22 protein-coding genes are annotated in these 22339 nt (G+C 61.0%); 1 reads left to right on the forward strand and 21 read right to left on the reverse strand.

Annotation, left to right across the window (positions count from 1 at the left end):
- Window positions 1-318: 318 nt before the first annotated feature.
- From AC13FN_RS14430 to AC13FN_RS14475, 10 genes are all read right to left on the reverse strand, one after another.
- Window positions 319-894, reverse strand: a complete 576-nt coding sequence (locus AC13FN_RS14430) for a hypothetical protein (RefSeq protein ID WP_263934787.1) — start codon at window positions 892-894, stop codon at window positions 319-321.
- An 84-nt stretch (window positions 895-978) separates the two neighbouring features.
- Window positions 979-2730 carry a PcfJ domain-containing protein gene (locus AC13FN_RS14435; protein WP_263934786.1) on the reverse strand — a complete coding sequence of 584 codons (1752 nt, stop codon included), beginning with the start codon at window positions 2728-2730 and terminating at the stop codon, window positions 979-981.
- 224 nt (window positions 2731-2954) lie between these two features.
- A complete protein-coding gene (locus AC13FN_RS14440) occupies window positions 2955-4325 on the reverse strand; it encodes a hypothetical protein (protein ID WP_263934784.1) in 1371 nt (456 codons plus the stop codon).
- The gene (locus tag AC13FN_RS14445; protein WP_263934783.1) at window positions 4325-4651 is read right to left on the reverse strand and encodes a hypothetical protein; all 327 of its coding nucleotides are present in this window, start codon (window positions 4649-4651) and stop codon (window positions 4325-4327) included. The genes AC13FN_RS14440 and AC13FN_RS14445 overlap by 1 nt, the downstream gene beginning before the upstream one ends.
- Entirely contained in the window at window positions 4648-4980 is a 333-nt protein-coding gene (locus tag AC13FN_RS14450; protein WP_263934781.1) for a hypothetical protein, read from the reverse strand. The genes AC13FN_RS14445 and AC13FN_RS14450 overlap by 4 nt, the downstream gene beginning before the upstream one ends.
- 16 nt (window positions 4981-4996) lie before the next feature.
- The gene (locus AC13FN_RS14455; protein ID WP_263934779.1) at window positions 4997-6523 is read right to left on the reverse strand and encodes a DNA cytosine methyltransferase; all 1527 of its coding nucleotides are present in this window, start codon (window positions 6521-6523) and stop codon (window positions 4997-4999) included.
- Complete coding sequence (locus tag AC13FN_RS14460) at window positions 6523-7116, reverse strand: hypothetical protein (RefSeq protein ID WP_263934778.1); 594 nt, start codon at window positions 7114-7116, stop codon at window positions 6523-6525. The genes AC13FN_RS14455 and AC13FN_RS14460 overlap by 1 nt, the downstream gene beginning before the upstream one ends.
- A gap of 191 nt (window positions 7117-7307) precedes the next feature.
- On the reverse strand, window positions 7308-8090 hold the full coding sequence (locus tag AC13FN_RS14465) for a hypothetical protein (protein WP_263934775.1): 783 nt from the start codon (window positions 8088-8090) through the stop codon (window positions 7308-7310).
- A gap of 78 nt (window positions 8091-8168) precedes the next feature.
- A complete protein-coding gene (locus tag AC13FN_RS14470) occupies window positions 8169-9257 on the reverse strand; it encodes a hypothetical protein (RefSeq protein ID WP_263934774.1) in 1089 nt (362 codons plus the stop codon).
- A 10-nt stretch (window positions 9258-9267) separates the two neighbouring features.
- Window positions 9268-9867, reverse strand: coding sequence for a hypothetical protein (locus tag AC13FN_RS14475; RefSeq protein ID WP_263934773.1), 600 nt, complete (start codon window positions 9865-9867; stop codon window positions 9268-9270).
- A 222-nt stretch (window positions 9868-10089) separates the two neighbouring features.
- On the opposite strand from AC13FN_RS14475, the gene AC13FN_RS14480 reads away from it, so the two are divergent.
- Window positions 10090-10284, forward strand: coding sequence for a hypothetical protein (locus AC13FN_RS14480; protein WP_263934772.1), 195 nt, complete (start codon window positions 10090-10092; stop codon window positions 10282-10284).
- Between the two features lie 380 nt (window positions 10285-10664).
- Here AC13FN_RS14480 and AC13FN_RS14485 read toward each other — a convergent pair whose 3' ends face one another.
- From AC13FN_RS14485 to AC13FN_RS14535, 11 genes are all read right to left on the reverse strand, one after another.
- Window positions 10665-11231 (reverse strand): hypothetical protein, encoded by a 567-nt coding sequence (locus tag AC13FN_RS14485; protein ID WP_263934771.1) that lies wholly within the window; start codon window positions 11229-11231, stop codon window positions 10665-10667.
- Window positions 11232-11237: 6 nt separating this feature from the next.
- The gene (locus tag AC13FN_RS14490) at window positions 11238-12260 is read right to left on the reverse strand and encodes an ArdC family protein (protein ID WP_263934769.1); all 1023 of its coding nucleotides are present in this window, start codon (window positions 12258-12260) and stop codon (window positions 11238-11240) included.
- 515 nt (window positions 12261-12775) lie between these two features.
- Entirely contained in the window at window positions 12776-13252 is a 477-nt protein-coding gene (locus AC13FN_RS14495; RefSeq protein ID WP_263934767.1) for a hypothetical protein, read from the reverse strand.
- Window positions 13253-13332: 80 nt separating this feature from the next.
- The gene (dsbG, locus tag AC13FN_RS14500) at window positions 13333-14193 is read right to left on the reverse strand and encodes a thiol:disulfide interchange protein DsbG (RefSeq protein WP_263934765.1); all 861 of its coding nucleotides are present in this window, start codon (window positions 14191-14193) and stop codon (window positions 13333-13335) included.
- Window positions 14178-14807 (reverse strand): peptidoglycan L,D-endopeptidase MepK, encoded by a 630-nt coding sequence (locus AC13FN_RS14505; protein ID WP_263934764.1) that lies wholly within the window; start codon window positions 14805-14807, stop codon window positions 14178-14180. The genes dsbG and AC13FN_RS14505 overlap by 16 nt, the downstream gene beginning before the upstream one ends.
- Window positions 14804-17314, reverse strand: coding sequence for a TraM recognition domain-containing protein (locus AC13FN_RS14510; RefSeq protein ID WP_263934763.1), 2511 nt, complete (start codon window positions 17312-17314; stop codon window positions 14804-14806). The genes AC13FN_RS14505 and AC13FN_RS14510 overlap by 4 nt, the downstream gene beginning before the upstream one ends.
- A 61-nt stretch (window positions 17315-17375) precedes the next feature.
- Window positions 17376-18860 (reverse strand): hypothetical protein, encoded by a 1485-nt coding sequence (locus AC13FN_RS14515; RefSeq protein WP_263934762.1) that lies wholly within the window; start codon window positions 18858-18860, stop codon window positions 17376-17378.
- A gap of 1 nt (window position 18861) precedes the next feature.
- On the reverse strand, window positions 18862-19998 hold the full coding sequence (locus tag AC13FN_RS14520; RefSeq protein ID WP_263934761.1) for a secretion/conjugation apparatus DotM-related subunit: 1137 nt from the start codon (window positions 19996-19998) through the stop codon (window positions 18862-18864).
- Window positions 19995-20723 (reverse strand): transglycosylase SLT domain-containing protein, encoded by a 729-nt coding sequence (locus tag AC13FN_RS14525; protein ID WP_263934760.1) that lies wholly within the window; start codon window positions 20721-20723, stop codon window positions 19995-19997. The genes AC13FN_RS14520 and AC13FN_RS14525 overlap by 4 nt, the downstream gene beginning before the upstream one ends.
- Window positions 20720-21193, reverse strand: coding sequence for a hypothetical protein (locus AC13FN_RS14530; protein WP_263934759.1), 474 nt, complete (start codon window positions 21191-21193; stop codon window positions 20720-20722). Before AC13FN_RS14530 ends, AC13FN_RS14525 begins: the two co-directional genes overlap by 4 nt.
- On the reverse strand, window positions 21190-22338 hold the full coding sequence (locus AC13FN_RS14535; RefSeq protein WP_263934758.1) for a hypothetical protein: 1149 nt from the start codon (window positions 22336-22338) through the stop codon (window positions 21190-21192). The genes AC13FN_RS14530 and AC13FN_RS14535 overlap by 4 nt, the downstream gene beginning before the upstream one ends.
- Window position 22339: the final 1 nt, after the last annotated feature.

The raw sequence follows: 22339 nt of genomic DNA on the forward strand, positions 1-22339 counted from the left end.
CCGGTCGTCTGTGTCGCGCAGCGCCCGCAAAGAGGACTTATAGCTGCACGATCCTGCCGCTGACCGGACGCCCAATCCTACCACTTATAACAACGAAAGTAATATGACCCCGGGCGTCAATATCGTGACGCAAGTCATTGCTTCGGGCGTCAAAAGGCCGTTGAACCAGCCGGTTCTGTGTGGCCCTGTCCCGCCAAAGTGCCGGAAGACTCACGGGTGGCGTCAGCGGAAAACGCATGTCCATGCCGCCGGCCTGGGCACAAAAAAGCCCCGCGGAAGCGGGGCATGGTGGGCGCTCGGTAGCTTCTACAGGCAGAACTAACTTGCGATGTTTGCAGCAACGGAATCGCGCCTGACACGTTCGGACGACTCTTCGATTGCCCGGCGGCGTGCGCCTTCCATATCGAGAAATAGCTCACGCACCTGCTTCTGCCGACCCACGTTGTCGCGGGCGAGGCGCTCACTCTGATCCTCACTGTTGTCCCATGGCCGGAAGAAGGCATCCAGTCGTGACGTCAGTACAGCTGCACGCACGGCGACCAGCGTTCTGTGCGTACCGACCAGGCCAACGATGGATTCACCAGCCTGGAAGTCGTAAAGGATCTTCGCGGCAACGTGCGCCAGCTCAGCGTTCGCATTCGGTATCTTGCGCCCGAACAGCTGCTCCGCGCTGAAGATCCGGATTGTTTGCGCCTCTTGACCGTCGAGAAAAATAGAGCCCTCATCAGGATGGTCAATGTTGTACGCGTAAAGGCCTTCTCCCTGGTCCCCGACAGTCCGGGTGATTACGACCTCGGTCTCGGGCTCATCACCGACCCAGTTCGCAAGCTGCTTGATCTGATCGACGGTCAGCACCAGCTTGCCCTTGGAAACCTGCTTGTCCTTCGTAGTCAAATGATTCACTCCTATATGTTGTTGTCGCGGATGTGTATCCCTGAGGCCGAGAACCGGAGAACCTGCGTACGCCGGCGACACAGCTTACCGTTTAGCTGCAGCGGTGTAGACCGCTGCCAACGCCTTTCCCGCCTCCATTGCGGCCATCGACACCGCGGAATTGAACCTGCCGTAGTGCTGCTGCACAGCAGCTTCCCCGTCGATACCGACAGTAAGCCCAAGCGTCGAACGCTGCTGATCCGGGCCACGGACTGCAAAGACCTGGTACTGCCCGGTCGCACAGTGCGTGTCGTAGCTCCAGACACAGTGCTCCAGCTCATTGGACTCGCCGGCGAGCTCCTGACTGCTACATAGAGGCTTGAAGACATAAGACCCGATCTCCATTTCGCCGATTGCTGACTCCCATGTCAGCTGTGGCCTTTCGCCCTGCTCTGCCAGTTGCTGCTGGGCACGGTGCCAGCCATTCGACCGTGTCAGCAACGACTGCCACGTACTACCTTGGTTTGGCTGCCGATCCTGAATTCCACCGCCGCGCAGGTAGTCCCACACAGCGCCAACCTGCTGGTAGCCCTCGTCCTTGAGCCAGAGCCGCAACCCTCGGTGCCCAAGCTCCGCCCAGCGCGCCGCGCTTTCACGAAGGAACAGAAGATAGAAGCGGAATACCTGGTCCGGGTTCGTCCTGGGCAGGTTGGTCTCCGCTCCCAGCCACCCCGTGCTTAGATTCCGTGCCAGGTGCACGACGGCAACCACAGGAACCCTGTGATCGGCCTTCGCCTGCTGAACCGCCTTAGCAAGCAGCGTCAGCACGCCCGGATGCGGGAACCTACCCAGCATGAGTCCCTGCACAACGGCGAGCGGGGACCCAAGAAGCCACCTATGAGATGCGGCATCGTTCAGCCCCTTAAAATGATGCGTTGCGGATAGAACCTGCAGCTCCGAAGCGCCGGTGGCGTTGAGCCAAATCAACTTGCTGAAAAGATCCGTCCGCTGCCAGGCAGATTCCTTGAATAGTGCCGCCAACGGTACCGCATTTGGCCTCTCCCGGGCGTGCCGCACAAGCCCATCGCGACCTCGGGATCTGGCCAGGGCCAGGTAGGAGTTGGTATCAACTGCGCGTCCGCGCAGGCGCACAAGTGCTGAGAGCACTTCATGATCTACAAAGTTCTCCCGGAAGCAGTTCCGCAGCCCGCGAGCTACTGTTCTGTAGTTCGTGGCGATACCCGTTCTTCCTGGGCGCAAGAGCCTCCGGCGAAGCAGCTCCACAAGCCACCGCTTTGGCTTGACCGGAGACTGCAGGCCGATCTCCACCATGGCACGCTCAATGGCTTTGCCGTCCTTGGGTGAAAGCTTTGCAATGGGAAGCTTGGGGACGGCCCGCCGCCCGCCGTGTACAACCGCCACGTGCCACAGGTGCGCGAACCTGCGCCTTGCGACCCGTTTGCGACGGTCCGCCTCAAGCACCGTTTGGTACGCTTGATCACGCTGCCCGCCCCAATTGTAGTGGTGCCCATCGGACAGCTCATCGTATCCGACGTTGCTGAGGGCCCGCCCAATGGCGGCATCGAGAACAGCAAACCCAAACTGGTCGTTCGTGCACATTCTCCCTGGCGCAATCGCAAATCCGGGGAAGCCCCAGGCCTGAACGGTGCGGCAACTCTTCCAGGCGGTGGACTTGTAGCAGTAGACGTAAAGGCGCGGCGCGCTGCGGCCGTCCCATTCTATGCGCCATGTACTACAGATGGTAAGGCGCTTCGTTCGGCCCTCCTGCTCATAGTGCTTCAGCCGCCAGACCTTGCGATCAATGAGTAGATCCTTGGCCGCTCTGTATACCGGCATCAGATCCTGACGCCCACCGAGCGTTCTACGCAGTGGGCGCCGGGGGCTCGTGTCTGCGGACTCCTCCGCGATGAGCCCAGAAAGCCCCCGATCCATCGCCGTATCCGTCCGGGGCGATCTAGCAGGCGCCCTCCCCTCTTCAGCCTTCACCGGGCGGCACGATGCAGGAGCGAATACCTTTGCACTCGGGTCCCTGGTCGACATAGCTCCAGCAGTGCCGCCGCTCACTGGCCAGCACCGCGGCGCATGGCCACATCTGGCAGGTCATCGAGCGGCTCATCGGATAGAACCGACAGACCCGCGGCGAGCCGTAGCGCAGGGGTGATGGGAAACGCATAGGCCGCGTACGAGACCGTGACGGGCTCCACAGAGAGATCCGGACGCCGGTAGGTATGAAGGCGCTGCAATGCCTCCTGTTCGCTCAGGTGGCAGCTCACCCTCTCGCGCGTGCCATCGGGCAACGTCCGGACCATCTCAAACAGGTCGATGGCCACAGCCGCCTCCCTGAGATCCGCGCCATAGGCCTGCGCCCACGGCAAGGCAATACCAGGTAGAACGCGATCATGGATCAGGTTGTTCTCCTGGCCCTGAATGGTTACCTCAACGCCCTCATGAATGCTGACGCCCAGGGGAGCCGCTGCAACAACCGCGGCGGCGTTCTTGCCCAGGTGCACAAGCACCTCGGCACTATCAAGACGCCCCTGCATTAGCATCCACCCATCGCTTCGTAGCACCTGATAGTCGACGGTGCCTTCATCGATCCGGTTGAGCCTCAGTGAGCACCCTTGGAAAGCCCGCAGATCGGCGCGACACTTCTGCAGCCCGTCCAGCCAAGCCAGTTGCGTGGCGCCACGCGCAGCGGCCCAGATCACCGCCTCTTTGAGTGCACGCAGCGCCCATTCCCAGGCATCCTTCATCGGCGCATCGGGAACGCCAGGCGAGCTGCCGTTTCCGGCCTGGCCATACCCCAGCAGCTGTCCCTCTCGGTGCCAGGGACTGTCCAGGCCGGTGATCACGGCAACATCGCGGCCGTCGACGGCCCTCACCATCGCCAGCTTGATCTCCACAATCGCATTCGGCATATCCGCATCGTAGGGGCGGTACGTCGCCGGCCGCGCCGATGGACCCATCCCAGGGCCATATTCCTGCGCATCGAAGACCGCCACCGCATGAGCAGCTTGGGTACTGGTCAACCACGCATGCCAGCCGCCATACCCGAGCTCCTTGCAGACCTGATCCAACACAAGACCCTTGAGCGCCGACTCGTCGATCGACGTCATCAGCACCAGCGTCGCCGCGCTTCGCGATCCGACAAGGTGCCGGTGTTCCGTATGCGACTGCTTGGCAAGGCGATCGACTGAGCGCAGGGCCATATCCTGCCCCCGCACGAACTCCGTCAGCTCGCTGCGAGTCACTTCCCCCTCTTCCCGATTCAGGAACTGATCCACGCCCAACCACCGACGTGTGTCGTCACGAATCATGCCGGCGCCCTCCCAGGAATCCAGCCGGCCGAGCCAGTATGCGGCCCTGGCCGATTCCGCAATCGCAGGCTGACCCAGTTGTTCCAGTAGCCACTTGCAGTCACTGGTTGTCATCACGGGCACGGCCTCGTTTCGAGTTGGTCAATGTCTGCCGTCAAGACGCAGCCATGGTCCGGATGGAGTGACCACTGAGAGGATTCCAGCAGACGGGCGACAGCATCCACATCGGCAGCGAAATTGGGGTCGGTGTCCTGACCCATCGCTACTGCGAGCTCCTGCCCCTCTGCAATCGCCTGCAGCGCAAGGAACACCGACTGCGGCATATCACCTGGATAGCGGAAGCCCGCCGTGACGATGGCTCGATGAAGGGAGCAACCGCGATCGCAGATCCGTTCCTGTATCCGCACCTGCGCTGCCGTAAGTTGCACGAGGCCACTCATGGCTTCGGCACTGCCGTCTGTTCCAGCACCTCTTCCAAGGCAGCATCAGGGTCCTCTCCATCGGCAAAGCGCGCAAAGAGCTCCGGAAGCAGCCCCTCCGATTCCAGTTCGCGGTGCTGATCGCCATCAATGACCAGCTCATGGCGACGGCCGCCGGGCCACTTCAGCACCATCTCGGCACTGATCGTTTCGGATTCTGGGTAGTGCGGCCACCAATCGCCCTTGCTGACCTCCTTGTAATTGTTGCTGCTGTGGAATGGATCGTACTGCGTCGTCAAGAGACACCCATCAGCGGAACGGGTGTGATAGGTGATCGTAGGCTTGCTCATTGGATTGACCGCTCCTTTATGGGGTTGCGTGCGAAAGGGTGTCGTCGTCACTGGCCGCCGTGGTCACAGCCAACTCGCCTTGTCGAACACTGGCTTTGGTGACCGGCGCCAGCCGCTGAAAGTGCATGCCGATTGCCTGTCCAATGCCTTTGGCATGGCCGTATAGGATCGACTGGCCCAGCACTTCGTGGGCGGTGGTCTCGCTCACATCCGCTACGAGCGACTCCGGTATTCCCTTGACCCGGGCGTGCTCCTTTGCGGTGAAAATCCGCGTGAGCGAATCTTGCTCCCGGGTGATCATCGGATCTGTCTGGCGAACGCGTGCGTGACCTTTCGTCAGGCAGCCGATCGCAGTGTCATGCGCCGACACGAGGTTGCGCTTGAAGTTCTTCCCTGCAGCTGCATCACGCAGCGCCTTATCGATCAGGTAGTCGTACGCCTTCCACCGCGGATCATCGTCTGCGAGATCTTCAAGTGCCTCACCCAACGAAGCATAGGTGCGCGGCTGCATCGGAATGCTGTCCATCGAGAATCCATCAGCCAGGCCGCGGGAGATCCCTACGACCCACCACCGCTTGCGATTCTCGATTGTGCCGGCCTGGTGACCATCCAGGATGATGTCTGCTACCAGGTAGCCCTGCTCGCGCAGGTAGGCGAGAAGAAGCTCGTACGAAGCCGAATTCTTTGCGTCGGCGATGTTCTCGCTCACGACGACACTGGGGTTCACCGCATCAATGATCTTCAGCGCCCCATAGACGGCCAGCGCATCCGTCGGGTGCTCCTCCGCGCTGGCCAGCTTCAGCTTGGACTTGCCCGCCTTGCTATGCCCAGTGCATGGAAGCGACATGTTCAGCACGTCCACATGCGTCAACGCAGCCGGATCAAGCTCTTCAAGCGAGGCTTCGTAGAGCCGGGTTTCATCGCTGATCGCAGGATTGTTGTCCACCGCGATCTGGAGGTACTTCAGCTCCCGGTCCACCACGAAGTCAATTCGTGAACGCAGGCCCGTACTCTCGATGCCATCCTGAACCGCCATAGCCGATACACCGGCGCCGACACACAGTGTGGCCTCTGTAACGTACCCCTCCGCGACGTGCGCACGCGCACGCTTCTCACGCATCTCGATTGCGAGGTCTACCGGGTGAAGGTCAAAGAAGATCTCGCCTGCGCTCAGCGTCGCCCTTACCCGCGCACCTTCACCGAGTACTTCGGCGAGCGCACCGCCGGTGACGTCCACAATCGGAGTTACCTTGGTGCGCCCGCCTTCCAGGTTGCGCTGACGCTGGGACACCGCGCGATCCCCAGCGGGATCAATCTTCAGACGAACTTGGCGGTTAGCGACATCCAGTTCAACGCGGAAGCGACTCCCCGGCGCAAAGCCGCAGTCCGCCAGGCGCAGCCCTTCCAGCCAAAGCCGCGGGGAACCTTTGTTCTGCCCTACCTTCGTGTAGGAGACCTGCTTGTGCGGAGGGAACCGGCCATCGCGCCTCACCTGGCGATCGGTCGAAGGGTCAATCAGGGTCCTGATATGCCGCATTGCCATCAGCGCGGCCTTGCCAGTTCGAGACCTTCAGTGGCGTCCAGGTACGCTTCGACTTTTGCTTCCGCCTCGCCGTACGATAGCGAACGAGCATCTTGCTGCCGCGAGTTGGGCATGTAGAGCCGGTCCCGCTCGCCAGAGGAAAAGCGGGTTGCAGCCTCCAAGCTCGACCAGCCATCAACGTTGGACCAGAAGCCAGCGCCGTCGTTGGCGGTCATCTCGGCTTCACTGAAGATGACCAGGTCCGCGCTGCTTCCAGCGCTTTCCATGCGGTGTTTTGATCGATCTTCCGCGATCTGGATCGCGGGGTTCATCCAGGACGGGTCCTGGGCAGCCCCGGTTGCACGCCGGACATTTGCGGCAGCTTCGCGCAGGGCGCCTCGTACGATTACCCAGTCGCCGCGCTGCAGTTCGTCAGGAACCGCATAGACCTGCCGCTGAAGGAAGGAAAGCCGCTTGCGCTCCTGCTGCAAGGACGCGAGCGCCTGCAGCATTGCTACTGGTGCCGGTTGGCTGATGCCGTGGATCTCGTTGCCAACGTCTAGAAGCCGATCAATCGCCTGAAGCAGCGGATATCCCCGCAGATCCTCCTTCACAGGGGCACCCCCGTGATCGCGTCTTGCCGGGCAACAGCCTGCGCCTTCCGGCGCTTGTTCGAGAACGGCAAAGCAGTTGAACGCTGGAGCATGACGGTCTACCTCACAAAAGGCCTGACCGTCACGATACTACAATGATAGTAATTGGCAACAGCAACGCCGCATATTACGGCGGCGGTCGCACGGAGGCTTTACGGGCGGGGCCGCGCTGCGTCTGCGACTTGCTCATTGCTGTCCCAGCGGTCACAGAAATCCCGCACCCACTTCAGCTGTGCAAGCGTCAGGCGATTGTCGAAAAGATGCTCATCGGCCGAGCCCAATGACAAGCCTTGCGCCTCATTCCAGGTCGCGTACTCCGCCGTCAGGAGCTGGCGCACACTGTCAGTATCGGCCGGCTCTTCCAGCTCGGTGTCTGTAGGGCCCCGAGACACCACCAAGGGCGGCATCGCATGACCGTCGGCAGTGATGCCCAAGGCATCAGCGCCCGGGCCTGAATCCTCATAGTCAGGCTGCTGGTCAGCCCAATCGCGTGCCTGCTGAGCCTGCCATGCGTCGACGCGCTCAGCTTCCCCGCTGTAAACGTCCAGCTCCTTGTTCAGCTCCAACGGGCGGCCATCGCCGGTGCTGTCACCCCGACCCAGGCGATCATCTAGCTCCCGAGCCCAGGTCGTTAGCTCACCGTCATTGACCGCAAGCGCGTACTCCGCAGCTGGATCAGCTGGATTGGCGGCATAGGTAACCCACAATGCTTCTATGTTCTCAAACTCAAGCTCTTCGGCAGCAGTTTGCCGTGCGCGGACAACCACGCCCGTCCAACCAACGCCGGCGTAGTCCAGCGAAGAGACGTCGCAGATGTTTCCTACCGCCGCGGGATCTTGATCCTGGAGAAAATGGTCACCGGCGGCGGCCAGCTCGGAAAGCGGCGAGGTCGAAGGGCGCACACTGCCCGAGTTGAACGCGTAATCGTTGTCCATCTGCACGTGGCTCCAATGGTTTATGCGTGGGGGGGGGGGGGAGGTGGAACCTGAGCTACTGTCAGCGGCAAGCCGTCTTCAGAAAGCCGGCTTCAACTGCGGCTCCGGCTCGTCGTCTTCAGCTCTATCGCGGCTGAACATCTCCGGATGCTCGGCGTAGGCCTTCATCGCCTGAACACGGCTTTCACGCGGGAAGTCCACGGTGACCTTCCCCAGCTTGTCAAAGCCCTGTCCAAGAAGATTGCGGGAGAACATGTTGGCGAATTGGGCGTCGCAACCGCGCAGCTCCCGTCCGAAATTCACGGCGGTCTCTGCAAGCCACAGTCGCCCCATGGCGACGCCATAGACCATCTCACCATCCGCTTCACCGTCATCGCGATAGTGCGTCAGGTAGAGCGCCTTACCCTCGTATTTGGGGTTGCTATACGGCAGCAGCTCGATCGCCAGACGCTGGTAGGGCGGGTTATGCACTACACACGCGCCGCTTTGCTCCGGCCCTTGAAATTCTGCCATGAGCTTGCTGGCGATCCCCAGGCGGGACAACAGCTTTGTGACATTGACGGAATGCTGACGGCCGCGCGTCATCGATCCACGCCAGCTGATGTCTGGGTAGTCCGCCAGCACGTCCAAACGCATTGACTTGGGATCGGCCTGGTCTGCAGCAAGCACGATCGCTTCATGCACCCGGCCAGCAATCGTCTTGGGCTGGGTGCGCGATGAGAGCTCGGCAATATCGTCAGGCACTTCCACCGGGATGCCGTGCAACTCAACCTGCCAGCCGCCCTGGCAATGCACCGCTATAGCGCGATCGAGGAACTCCGCGCGGGTGAGACCTTGTGGCTGCACTTGGGGGGTGCCAGCATCGGTGGCCCGCTCAACCGGCTCGGATCGGTCCACCGGAGCGGAAGTAGCTTCGGGGCCGCTCAGCTCTTGCTGAGTCATCTCACGAACGCACGCCTTAGGGAAGACGGCCTTCACCGTGTTCAGCGAGATCTGCGTGCCTGGGAGGATGAACGCCCCATCCTGAAGCCGAAAACCAAGCGCTTCTGCTTGCTCTTGGCTGGGAGGGCTATGACCGTCTAACGCCTGCAGCACCAGGTAGCGCTGGCTGACTTCGCCCCTGCAGTACAGCGCAAGGCCGTGTTCTTTCAAGTCAAGCCAGCGCATATCTTCTCCGTCAAGTACTACTTATGATGAATTGTTTGTAGAAGCGCTCAGCTTCGGCTTGCTTGTCAACAGCTGTCCCGATCTGGCTCAGCAGCGCCCACGCCTTGTCCTTGCCGCCAGCCCTTTTCTGCACATCCTTCCAGAGCTTGAGTATGGTCTCGTAAGGAAGATGCTTCTCTGGATTTACCTTCGTGGCATCCATGTGTTGAATCAACACAAGCTCATCAGTGGCACAGTACATCTCGAAAGAACCTGTGCCGTCTTTGAACGTGTGCTTCTTGTACAGGCGAGCATCGGTGATGTCGGGCCGCACTACGCTCTGCACGATGCGAGCTTCATACCCCTTTCCATCTGCAATGATCTTCTTGTACGGGTAGTCCCCGCCGACAAACACGCGATCCATGTGCGGCGCCTTCAAATACGCAGACGCATGGGTCAGTACGGCCGAAGGAAAAAGCTTGTTCGCAAGTCGGATGCCTGACTCAGTGAACACGCGCTCCAACTGAACACCGCTATCGATGTATACCCCGTGCAGGATGCGCTGGATCGCCCCGGCCTTGGCCTGGGCATGAGCGTCCTGCTTGGAGATGTTGTCCGGCACGATGCGCAACTTAGTTTTCGATCCCTGTGACATATCCTGACTTTCATTGTATTATCATGCACACAGAAAGATAGTGCAACGATAGTTTTAGCCATCCCCACTGCTAGGTGGAGCCCCCGTACCAGGTACGCGAACGATGGCCGGTCTTCCTACCGGCCATCGTTCCAAACCTGACTTCCGTCCCAATATGACGTGCGCATTCGCCTAACGTCTAAGGTGTACTATACTCGGATGAAACGCTTCCTCACGTCGTCAGGATTTAAGCAGATGAGCGAAAACCCCACCGTGGTTCGCCTGACAACCCCTTCTGCGGCTCTGTTGAAGGCGGCCTTCAAGTCAGCCCCGGACCATCCGACCCTGCACGAGATCCGCGTGCGAGGCGGCGAGGCTGCGGAGCGGCTGCGCGACATGCCACGCCCCCGCTGACCCAAGGGTCGTGGGTAAACAAAAAGCGGCCGATGGCCGCTTTTTTGTTTCATGCGTAACGGTTCCCGGAACCAGGGCCGACAGCATCCAGGTCCTGCCTGGCCGTAAAGAAGAAGCCCGGCCAAAAGGACCGGGCTTCTTGCTTTCGGGATGTCCCGCGCTTCGTCAGGCAGGCTCTGCCGCCATTTCCCGCGGGCCCTGGCCACCGGGGGCTCCAGCCGACGTGCCCAGCACGATTTTGTGAGCGCAGTTGACAATGATCGCCTGAAGCGATTGGCCGCTCACGTTGCGAAGCGGGTGGTTGGTGAAGTGCATTGAGTTTCCTCCAGAGTAAGCTGCGGACCCGCCGTCAAAGGCGTTCGTAAAGCACGGCGACTGTTTTAGGGAGCGTGTGCAGCCCTGTGCGCTGGCGAAGATACATCCTGAGGCGTCAGGTCTTCCCGGTGCGGCAACTCCGAGGAATAAACGGTGTGCTCACCGGGCGCGCTGCCATCACGCCACCATTCGTGAATTACCTCGCCCTGCGGGGTGATCCTGGCGACCGTTGCGAGCTCGATACCCTCACCGCCGGGGTCGATAGAAAGACCACTGGACACATAGGCAGACATCAGCCTGTCGAAACCGTCTTCCACGCTTGCGCCGCTCAGCTCCACCACGTAGTCGGTGTCGTCCGAGTAGGCAATCGAGCTGGCGCCGAGCAAAAGATCGTCATCCCATCCACTCACCGCGCCAAACTTCTCAAGCTTGGCCGCACTGATGAAGATGGCTTGCAGCGCGGGCTCCTCCAGCTCCACCGAGCGAAGGCCCAAGCGGCTCATCGCTTGCGATACCGCGTCGACTCGCGCAAGAGCCGCATCGCCGGCACGAAACACGATCACGTCACCGCTTTGGCCATCGGCACGCAGGAAGTAACGCGCCCTCGAAGTTACTTCGGAATCAGCCTTCATCGTCATTCATGGCCTCGGCCGGTTAGCGTTGCGCTCTGCTACATAACTGAAGTCGATCTGCGAGCCGTCGAAGACAACCGGATCGCCGCCGGCATCCAGAATCTCGTCATGGACGGCCCGCGCCTCCTCCACCAGGTCGTCGTGCAGCTCCGGATCGAAGGAGAGCAGGTACGTGACTGCCTTCTCCGCAGCCTTGGCCGAGCGCATTCCGACGTTCTTGCCGCCTGAGAAGGCCAGCGCCATGTCATCTGGTGTGACGGCGCTGGCACCCTTCGTCAGCGGGAAGCCGAGCCGCATTGAGAGCATCGCCTCTGCCATCGCCACTCGCAGCTTCGCCTCTGCCGCAGCCTGTTCCAGCGGACTGGGCCCAGCCCCCTTCGGGCGGTCAGCGCTCTCGAAGATCGCAACACGCAGCAACCCACGGGCCAGATCAGAGACAGCCGCCGCGTCGCGGCCGGTGGCCGAATGCGGCAGTGAAATTCGCTCGTGGTCGGCCGAAATCTTCGGTTGCGGCAGGGCCGGATCATGGTGGATCTCAACCCCCATGCCATCAGCGATGCGCTCCAGCGCGTGGACGGCCTCGTTGGACGGCACGCGCGAGCGCGGGAGCGATACACCGATAGGCTCTGCAACGGGCTGACCATTGCCCAGGTCAAGCTGGGCGACATTGAAGACTTTGTGGTGGACCAACCGGGGGTAGGATTCCATCACCGGATCGCCCGTCTCGGCATCTACTTCGCCGGTGTCACGGGTGGCCATGGAGAAGAAGAACACCTTCGTGTGCTGTTCGCCCTTGCGTACGCTCCAACCACGGCTCTTTGCAGCATCGAACGTGCACCAGGCGCCAGACTCATACCCTTTCTCAGCCGCCCGCTGCGCGAGCAGCAGCACGTTGGAACCATGATACGAGCGTCCACTCGACGCCGAGGTTGGCCACGGAGCGACATCGCCATACGCATTCACAGGAGCGAGACAGCCCGCCTCCACGGCATCAACAAGCGCATCTCGATTCAGATCGAAATTGCTCACCTGCCTGGGGGATTGGGCGGGAGCAGTGGAGGAAACCCGGGGGGACGAGCTCGCCAGGGCGCGCGCCGAGGAAGCGACCGCGTGCCCACCGACCAGGGAACCGATCGAGACTCTGGACATGGGTCGCCTTACTCGTCGCTGGGTTCGGAGGCTTCCGCCGGCTGCAAGCCGCACTCATCAACATCGGTCCAAGACAGGCGATCGGGGTCCTGGTCGAACTGGGGGTCATTGGCAACGGTCATGATGGCGTCCTCAGAAAAGACAGCGGTTGCCGTCCTGACTTTCATTGTTATAAGAGTCACCGCGAATGTCAACATCGTGCCCCGAGGCGGATCAAGCATGAGTCGGCCGCGGAATCTAAGCATGAGCTGGCCGCTCTGGTGCCAGCGTGCGTTACGTGACGGCCGGGCCCATAGGCTACGCCTGGGCGCATCTGGCCGGCCCACACGCCTAAAAGGCAAAAGCCCCGATCACCGACCGGGGCCTTTCGCTCAGCGCAAGCCGCAACCGCGGCTCTACGCAACAGCAGCTGCCGAGGCCGGCAGCTCGTCCTCGAAGAACGGATCGGCGTCTCCAAGGAACTGCAGACCAATACGCAGGTTGGCGATGACGGTTGATCGGTCTTCCACGATGTCTTCCAGCGCTGCCTCGGCCATCTTCCTTGCCAGCACCTGGCGCACGATGGCGGTGATGTCGTCAAAGGCCTCCAGCGGGACCTGCTGCTCAACGTGAAGCACGAAGTCGCGGTACACCTGGACCGACTTCGCTTCCATCGCCCCGGTAACCAGCACGACGACGTCGGTCACCTCTTTCTGCAGCACAGCCGCGTGATCATCGTCGGTCAGCCGATCGATCACATCATCGCGATCGAATTTCAGCCGCTGGGACTCGCAGGCCTCCTCGATCGCGTCTGCAATGAGGCTGCAATCAACGCGAGCCGACGAAAGTCGCTCGTAAAGGTCTACCGCCAAAGAACGCGAACCAACATCCATGAATACAATCCCCTGATCAATACCTAATGCAGTCACGCATCTGTGCTGGCCTCTTTCCTGGACAGCGGACCTGAGCGTGCCTAGTTGAAGATCTTTTGGAACGTCTCGGGCCTCAACCCGTCCATAGTGACCTGCACGCCCTCACGATCCTGATAAATGATCGTGGGGACGCCAGTGTACCCGGACGTACGGAGTAGATTCAGGTTCCGATCCATCTTCGTCATGGATTCTTCACGAACCGAGACGGGAGTCAAGGTTCGATCGCCCATTGCATGCAGCGCCTTGGTTGCGTCCTTCGCCTGAAATATGGCAGCCGCGAGATTTTTCGACTCCTCCATGAGAATAGCGACCGGTATCCAGCGAACTTGAATATTTTCTTTGCTACCCTCCGCCAAAATTTTGGCCCACAGCTGATGGCAATACGGGCAACTGGGGTCGAATATGACGTAAACGACCCGATCGCCACTACCTTCCGCAATCCAGCTCGCCTGTTCGGCCTGCTGCCATAGCGCGCCGCTTGCCTCAGGCGTCAACGCCTCAGCCTTTCCACCATCCTCAATCCCGCCCCGAGCCACGTCGTTGCTCGTCACGTTTCCACCGACGCTGTCGTAGATGGTGCCGCTCAAAACGTACTTTCCGTTGGGGCTGATGTAGAAGAGCTTCTTGGTGCGGCCGTTGTCCGCAACCACAGCTTTCAAGCCACTTTCCGACACGAACGCCTTGGTGATGCTCGCACCTTGGCCAATCAGGAACTGTTCCGCAGGCGTGGGTGCGCCCGTATCGGTGGCCACACCTTGGGTGGGTGTCGGGAGCGACGCATCAACGGGCGGCGCACCGGCGGCACCCGCTGCAGGCGCCGCCGGGCCACCTTCACCGCATGACGCCAAAATAAACACCAGCGCCAGAATTCCGACTCGTACCAACCCTACTTTTGCGTCCAAAATCTCACCCTTCCTGTGTCTACGTGGATAAAGTTTCGTTTCGTGTTCAGATAGAACCCGATGCCGCCGGCACGGAACCCCGCAAGAAGCGTCCCCGTGTACGCCGCATCGAGCCTTTCAAATCGACCGTCAATTGCTCGCCCCAACGTATGCTGCGAGTTTTTTGCGGAGCCTTCGGTGTTTGCGTTGGTCGTCTCAGTCCGATACCCCGACGTCACCAGGAAGGGGTCATCAAAGCCCTGCGTGTAGAGCCATGACTGGCCGGCAAACATCATGTTCAGTAGCGTCAAATCCATCTGGGTTGACCTACCGGCGCGGACGTCTCGGAGCAGATAGCAGATCTCCTGGTAGCCACCAGGCACGAGCTTGCCGTCACGCCAATAGCACGCGCGCACCTGGTCGCCCGTTCCCTGCCTCTTCAAGTGGACCACCCTGGGCTGAAGCCAGAACGCGTCTGCATCTGCCTTGTTCGCGTAGCGTGTCGGCAGCGCCATGCCGCTACTCAGTGTCAACGGGTTTGCGCGGGTACCGCCGCTCGCCAAGGCGCCTATGCCTGCGCCGATGCCAGCCATGAGGAAGCGACGTCGCTGCTGCAGCAACGCATGGTCATTCATTGCCGTGAGCCCTCGATCGTCCGATCCACCAGCTGCTGCAGGTCGCTCAGCGTCTGATTCATCTCTTCCTCCGCCTCCGGCGTTCTGGCAGGCTTCGGCTGAACTGGATACCGCGTGCCACCCTCGGCTTCAGCGACCATCCCGCGAGCGACGGACGAAGCCTCTGCCGGAGAGGCCCCCATGGCTGACGCAATATCACGCAACGCCGTCGCCGTCTCGCTCTGCTTGAGGAAGCTCAGAACCTCGCCATCGACCGGAGCAGCACCAACCGAGCTGTACACAAGGTCAGCAGCTGCAGTTGCGAACAGCGCATCTTCATCGGTGGTCGCAAGGCCGCCCGCCTGCGGGCCGAACACCGAGTAGGAGTCCAGCTGGGCGCCGTCAAAGACCACATCCTCCTCCGGAGCACCAGGCTCAATGAGAGAGGCCACGGACACGGCAACAGCGGGTTCGACGGCGGCATCGGCAGAGGGCTCCATGGTGTGCTGATGCCCGCCCGCACCGCCGGCACCGCCTGTCTCGCCGACGTCGACCGCCGCGGGCGCCTGAAGCGCCCGCCGCGCAGCCACGAACATGGCGATGCCGATCTCAGCTCCCTGACGCCCGGTGCTGTACGACTGGATGCGAGGCCCAGCAATCGCCCGCTCAACGGCGCCAAGCACATGGTCCGGATCAACGGCCTGGTCGGCGAGCGGATACTGCATCAGCGATTTGAGAAGCGCCTGCGTATCTACCAGCCGCTTTTTGATGTCTGCCTCGGAGTGCGGCAACACCTTGATGAAGTGGTTGAGCTTGTAGTGCTTGGCTTTATCCGGAACCGCATAGAACATCCGTGCACGGATGATGTCGGACTTCACAAGGATGTGCACTTCACCTTCAATCTGCTCCACCATGTCCTGCATATCCACGCGCTTGCTGCGCGTGTGCCGCGCACCGGTACCTGGCCGGTAGCCCCCGACATAGCTTTCGGTATCCTGGTCATACGAGTCCAGCTCGGAGACCCAAGCCTCGCCAGCGCGCTTCTCGAAGAGATCGTAGGTCTCGTTGGGATCTTCCAACTTGCCGAAAATCTTGACGTTAGAGTTGGAGACAATGGCGAGCGTCTCCTCCTTTGACGTCCGGTAGAACGCCTGCAAATCCTGGCCGGCGGCGATCAGGCAGAAGCCAAGCGATCGGGCCTGCGCCCACATCAGAGCGGCATCCTCTGGCATGTAGTAGCCGAACTCGTCGAAGATCGCGATGAATGGCGTCGGGGCGTTGGTGGTTCGCGAGTCCAGGAGCTCTCGTTTCGTACCTTCAAGCTTGCTGCCCAGCTCGCCACCCATCATCCCCTTCATGGCAGCGACGATGATTTTGCCCAGGTTCGCAAGCTCAGGGCGGGACTTTTCCAGTGCAGGCAGCAGCACAAGCAGGATGCGCCGATTCGTGACGACATCCTTGAAGTTGATTTCACCCGCTGGCGTCTGATAGATGTGGCCATACGTATCGGCCAGCGACGAAAGGATGCGCGTGAACTGCATCTGCTGGTAGCCGAACTGCTCCAGGAACGTGCCGGCCTGAGCCTCGGCCTTGTCAGGCTTGAAGCCTGGCACGTCGTAGAGGAAGGCCCGCATCTGGTCTCGCGAGCGGTCGCTGATATGCGGGTCCATCATCAGCTCCCAGTACTTCGGGAACGGCATGGCCGCACGAATTGCACCGATATGCAGCATCAACCGATCCTGGTCACGCAGGTCGACCAAGGCAGGCATGATCACCGAAATGAAGCTGATGGCTCGGCCCTTCCACATGTCGCCCTTGCCGTCAGACGCGTCCATGAGGCTAACCAGCAGCTGGATGAGGCTCTCGGCGTTACCCACCATGAAGGGGTTGTAGGTGTTGCTGAGCTTGTCAGTCCGCTTGAGCTTGGTGTCAGAGTTGCCGGTCATGTAGTTGATGACCAGCAGGTCGTCTTCGCGGCCGTACTGGCGAACGCAGCTGAAGATCTTGCCCCAGAGGTTCACATCACCCTTGCCATCCGTATAGGCAAAGCCGGAGCACCAGTTCAGAGCGTTCATGGCAAGGGAGGTCAGGCCCTCCGTCTTGCCCGCGCCAGTCGAGCCGAGCACGAAGACATGCGTACGCATGTCTTCGTTCGCGCCCCAGATTTCAAGCCCGTCCTCTTTCCGATTGCCGATGAAGGCAATGCCGCGGCCGCGCTGCGGCTTGCCAGTGCCAGGATGCAGATCAGCATGATCGATCTCACCAAGCGCTTTTCTTTTCCGAAACGGAATGTCGACTCTGCGACGAAACACGATCGGCACGTATGCGACGGTCACAAGGAGCATGACATCGAAGAGAGCCGGGATAGCGATGGTAAATGCGATGACAAGGAGCGCGAGCCCTAAGGTAACCTCTAACCGGCCCAGCAGATCCAGTATCTGCTCGCTTAGCTGACGCGTGTCACGCATGATGCGAGCGCGCTGCACCTCCTGCTTGCGTGATACGCCCTGGATCTGATCACCAGCCATCGTTACTTCTCCCCTGTCTGTGGGGCGACCTGAAAGGCGTGCTCGCGACTACGCCCGGCGCTCATTGCTCGGCACCGACCTTGAACTTCAAACTGGGATCGCATCCAGCAATGGTTCGTCCGAGCCCGAATGAGTTCATATCCACGTCCTCCTCCGGCACTTGAGGCGGCCCACCTGCATGCATCCTGCTCTGGAACATGCTTGCTGACTCATGCTCGATATCCGACGCAACCCCGCCCGTGCTCTCCGTGCTCTCCGTGCCCGCCTGCGCCTGCTGCGCACCGGCGAGGATCTGCGCCATGAGCTCCGGCGGCAGGCCGCCCTCCGCATTGAAGGAGGTCGCCGCCAAGGCGGCAGCCATGGGGTCTTGCGCGCTCGCCTGCGCCTCAGGGACCGGCGACGAAGACTGGCCCGGCCGGGAGGCTGTCACCGCAGCCAGGATTGCGACCAGTGCCACTGCCGCCAGCATCATGTTGCGCAACGCACGACTCCCGCTTCTACCTCGCGTGTAGCCGGCCACCAGCCTAGCCATCACGAATTTCGCTGTGGATGCATCCTTCACGTCAATTGACCAGGCGCGATCACGCAGCAGCTGCCCGCCTCTTGAGGACTGGCGGAAGATGTTGACGGTGTGCGAGTGCCCGCTCCGGCCAGACTCTACGGACATCACATCCGCCATCGCGCCACTGGCCATCGGCACCACGACGAACCCACCACCGTGCTGGGCGCTCAACTGGATGCCAAGGGCATTACCCTCCATCCAGCGCACTTTGACTGGAGGCCGTGTAGCGCGCTGAAGTTCGCCGCGGATCTCGGCGGCTTGATGGACAAGCCACCGAAGACCAGCAAGGGCGGCAACTCCAACAGCATGCTTCCATATCCCGAACTTCATCGCGACCTTGCCCCGCGGCAGAACCGCTTTACCCCGTGGGCTCAGATGGTCCGTTGGTACGTGTCCCGCTGAGCCCGTTTTCGCCAGCTTGCGCTTCAAGTTGACCCAAGGATCTCCCCCGACAGTAGGACCAGCATGCGAATCAGATAGCGATGCGTGATGAACATGGCTCTCCACCAAATCGCTCAACGAGGACATCGTACTATCGAGCGAGCCCAAGCTTAGGTCACTCAGCACGCGTTCAAGCATCGCCGCCAGACATCTGTCCAGCGCATCGTGTCCCGTCGAACCCATTCTCGACAGCTCGCGCTTAAGATCACAGCCAGCCGCTTCCGGAAGTACATCTTCCGAGACAAGCTTGTCCAGACGCCTGCCACAGAACAGAGCATCAAGAACTGCTCTCGCTGCATCCAGGTTGGGACCTTCGTCAGCGCGTTGAGTGCCGGTGTCTGCGGGCAGAAAGTACTTGTCGTAGGTCGACGTGTCGACCAGCCACTCAATGGCTGGAAGAAGAGCTGCAGTGAAGGCGCCTACGTTAAACGACACTTCATCAGGGGCGACCTCCCAATGCGGGCTGGGGAAGGTCATGTGCAGCGCGATGTGCTTTCGCAACAGCTGTGCCGCGAGCTTTCCGTTGTTTACTTCTTCGAGCATGTCAAGGCGCCTCATCGTCGGCATATGTATTGAGATAGTCGATCAGCCCGTCAACTGCGGGACCTACCATTGGCGTCTCGATGGCCTGGTTTGCCATCCGCTCTGCCTGGTAGTGCGATCGGATGCCGCACGCTTCAACGCTGGCAACATCCAATCCCATGTCATTGAGCGCGTACCAAGTCACTCGATCCGCCATCTTCAGCCAGCGGAACCAGCCCGGCGGCAGCGAGCCGTTCTTGCGACACTCATCGAGGATGCGCATCAGTACGCATCGCACGTGGTGATGCTGGCCTACCAGCTTTCGCAGCCCTTCTCCATCGCCGTGCTGCGCCAGCACCTCATCGACCTGGGGTGTTGTGAGCAAGGACGGGTCCTTCTTTGCGTACGCATTCGCCCACGCTTCAGCAAGTCCCTCAATGATCGTTAGCGCGGTCTCAGCATCGTGATTCAACTGTGCGACGAAGGCAGCAAATAGCGCTCGTTCGTAGGCAAGAAGTTCAGATGTACCTCGCCACGGTTTTCCAAGCTGCTTTGCCAACACCGCTTCGGTCTTCTCAGCAAGCAGATATCGCCCGTCATCAAGCGCCCTCGCTTCATCCGGCACCGACTTGATCTCAGTCCACGACGGAAGGACCAGACCGTATCGCCTGCAGTACATTCGACCGTCCTGGCGCATGCCGTTGATCGGGTCGTCCAGGGGGATGCTGATCAGGTCCAGGGAGATGGCTGGCTTGATCGCTGGATACGAGTCTGCCTCGGCGTCGGCCAGCCCCTTCATGTCGTACTTGTGGGCGTATCTGGATGTCCGAGCAGGAGACTTGAGGACCAGCCAACCAAAGATTGCTACAACAATCGCGAGGGTAGGCCAACGCAACGTGTACCCGACCACGTCCCCGCTCCGGAACAGCTCACCCAGCGTTGCATCCTCGGCTGCCGTCTTCGTCAGCCACCGCGAGAGCATCTCCCGTCCTTCGGGGTCGAACCAAAGGAGGTGACCCTCGGCATACCGCAACCACATTACCGCCATCGAAATCTCGGCATGAAACTTCCACCACGCGAGGACGCAGAGACCGATAGCAGCCATCCAACCGACCGGCCATAGATCTTGGTTCTCAGGGCGAATATTCTTCGCGCTCAACGTTGCGTCTCCTGCTGCACGGACGCAAGATTCCTGAGAACCTTGCCCAAATATGCCGCGGCCTTGTGCGGCGTACGGGAGTGGTAGTTGGTAACTCCCTTCCAGAACGACGGCGCCCGAGCGATCTCATAGGCCAGCATGTACGTGCCCACTTGGATGTTGAGGCACTGGTTGTTCACCAGCATCTCCCGGGTGATTCCACGGCTCTCGAACTGATATGGCGGGCTCCGCAGGTGCACAGTGTTGATCTGCATCTCGCCCATATCGAAAGTGCCGTTGCTGTTGCGGGACACCTTCCCCGTGGTGCCGCCCTCGGTCTTCAGGATCGTCCAGATCAGGTCCTCAGGAACCTTGTAGCGTGTAGCGGCGGTACGAACGCATGCGGCCCTATCGCCAAGCTCACGGACACCCGAAGTGAGCGACTGACTCGCCATCTGGATCTGTCGCAACCGGAGCATGTAGGTGCCCACCTGGATGCCGAGGCAGTCATCCACTAGCAGACGGCTGGGATCAATCCCATACCCGGTTAGCGCCGGCAGAGCTTCACTGGGAATGCGCATTACGCCGACTTCATAACTGCCATTTGGCAGCTGCACGATCTTGCCTCTTCCGCCAGCGCGAAGCCTGATTTCGGCAACAATATCTGACCGTTCCACGCCATAGGCCTGGGACGCCTGAGCAATGCACGTTGCCTGCGTCTCAATCACGTAAGCGGCGTCGATCACTGCCGGCCCCGCTCAAGCCAGTCACGGAATCCGATCAACTTCCGCTCGCGGATCTGGAACATCCTGAATCGCGCCGCAAGGCCCTTTGCAAGGCACATCGCAAACACGCCGAGCGACATCAAGAACTGGGAAAACGGCTTTGCCACCCAAGGCGAGGCCAGGAGCATCACGAATGCGACAACGGCAACCGTAAAGTACAGGGCGGACATCCAACCCAACGTACTGGCCCGCGCCGCGAGCGCTTCTGAATCGGCGCCCTTGCGTCGTACGGCGTGCTCGAAGGACTCCGAGCGCGTACGACGCTTGCCCGTCGCCATGTCGTGCAGAGCTTTCCACAATGCGCGCTTGCGATTGATCTCCCCCGGAACGTCTCCCAGCAAGCTATAGACGTAGAGTCCGCCCACCTTGCGCAACGCGGTCCGCGTACGGCCGAATCGGCGACCGGCCTTCTCCTGATCCTTATCTGTCACTGGCTCCCTCCCACCATCTTTGCCGAGTAGACCGTTGCACCGACCAGCCTCCGGACCATGGGGCGCAAGCGCTCGATGACCCGATCGACTGGGACGCCGTTGCAAAGCGAGGGGTCCGCCAGCAGCTCGTGGGCTTCTTCAGGTGTCACAACATCCTTCAACCGGTCCAGCACCTCGCCGCGAGCGCCTTCCCACGCGGCTAAGGCCATTGGCCCCACCTGCGCCATCAGCTCGCAGCCAATTTCCAGCCGGGTAAGGCCCGGCAGTAGCGGTTCAAGGCGCAACGTGGCGGCTTGAACCTCCTCACCCACTACCGCGCCAACCAGCGCAGCGGCGGTGTCAGCATCCACCATGAAGCTCGGGACGCTGGCATGGATCACATCAGCGAAGCGCTGCAGGTCCAGAACCAGCGGCGCCAAGGCGAAGATCGCGGCCGACGCCGAAGCAGTCGTCGCGTCTGCGATGGGTGCGCTGCTGACCTGGTCAATGACAGTGGAGATTGCAGCGGCCAGCTTGGGACGCCACTGCAGCGGCCACGCGTCAACCGACGACATTCCGCCTTGACTGATGATTGTGGAGATCCAATGGTTGGCTACCAGCTCGCTCGTCAGCGTCCCAGCACGCCTCCGGCGCCACCGTTGGTCGATTTCCAGAGGATCAGTCTCGCTCGCCACCATGTTCGCGAGCATCACGGCATCGCGCGACAACAACTGGATGACCTGCAGCGTTCGCTCCTGGGGGGCATCTGGTCCAGGAAAGATGGCAGCTGCCCGGAAAATGGGCCCGAGCGAGGCGAGCGTATCGAGCAGTTCCGCCCTCTGCGCTACCACCAGGGGCTCAGCAGATTGAGCGTTATCCCCCTGCTCGCCGGCGGCCTCTGCTGCCGGCGGCTCGAACGAGTCACCGGTAATGGTCACCTGCTGCTCTGGGGGATGCTCTTCACGGTCTGCGCTGGCATCCGGGGCCATTGCAGCCGAATCCGGCAACGGGCTGCCCATGTCCAGAAAAACGCTCGGATCACTCGCGTCGTCGAAGGCGCCAGGGGCCGCAGTGACAACCGTCGTTTCAGCAGAGCCAGCAGTCTGCGCCGGCGAAGAGCCGTGCGCGGCATTATCTAGAGCGGCCAGCCTGCGAATCTTTGACATG

This window comes from Stenotrophomonas sp. 115C5 (assembly GCF_056861055.1).

Excerpts from the sequence above, each read along its gene's own strand:
- AC13FN_RS14465 (WP_263934775.1), bottom strand. The coding sequence starts at position 8,090 with ATGGACAACGATTACGCGTTCAACTCGGGCAGTGTGCGCCCTTCGACC.
- AC13FN_RS14480 (WP_263934772.1), top strand. The coding sequence starts at position 10,090 with ATGAAACGCTTCCTCACGTCGTCAGGATTTAAGCAGATGAGCGAAAAC.
- AC13FN_RS14445 (WP_263934783.1), bottom strand. The coding sequence starts at position 4,651 with ATGAGTGGCCTCGTGCAACTTACGGCAGCGCAGGTGCGGATACAGGAA.
- AC13FN_RS14485 (WP_263934771.1), bottom strand. The coding sequence starts at position 11,231 with ATGAAGGCTGATTCCGAAGTAACTTCGAGGGCGCGTTACTTCCTGCGT.
- AC13FN_RS14535 (WP_263934758.1), bottom strand. The coding sequence starts at position 22,338 with ATGTCAAAGATTCGCAGGCTGGCCGCTCTAGATAATGCCGCGCACGGC.
- AC13FN_RS14440 (WP_263934784.1), bottom strand. The coding sequence starts at position 4,325 with ATGACAACCAGTGACTGCAAGTGGCTACTGGAACAACTGGGTCAGCCT.
- AC13FN_RS14470 (WP_263934774.1), bottom strand. The coding sequence starts at position 9,257 with ATGCGCTGGCTTGACTTGAAAGAACACGGCCTTGCGCTGTACTGCAGG.
- AC13FN_RS14435 (WP_263934786.1), bottom strand. The coding sequence starts at position 2,730 with ATGCCGGTATACAGAGCGGCCAAGGATCTACTCATTGATCGCAAGGTC.
- AC13FN_RS14515 (WP_263934762.1), bottom strand. The coding sequence starts at position 18,860 with ATGCTCGAAGAAGTAAACAACGGAAAGCTCGCGGCACAGCTGTTGCGA.
- AC13FN_RS14495 (WP_263934767.1), bottom strand. The coding sequence starts at position 13,252 with ATGGATGTTGGTTCGCGTTCTTTGGCGGTAGACCTTTACGAGCGACTT.
- AC13FN_RS14455 (WP_263934779.1), bottom strand. The coding sequence starts at position 6,523 with ATGGCAATGCGGCATATCAGGACCCTGATTGACCCTTCGACCGATCGC.
- AC13FN_RS14505 (WP_263934764.1), bottom strand. The coding sequence starts at position 14,807 with ATGAATGACCATGCGTTGCTGCAGCAGCGACGTCGCTTCCTCATGGCT.
- AC13FN_RS14510 (WP_263934763.1), bottom strand. The coding sequence starts at position 17,314 with ATGGCTGGTGATCAGATCCAGGGCGTATCACGCAAGCAGGAGGTGCAG.
- AC13FN_RS14450 (WP_263934781.1), bottom strand. The coding sequence starts at position 4,980 with ATGAGCAAGCCTACGATCACCTATCACACCCGTTCCGCTGATGGGTGT.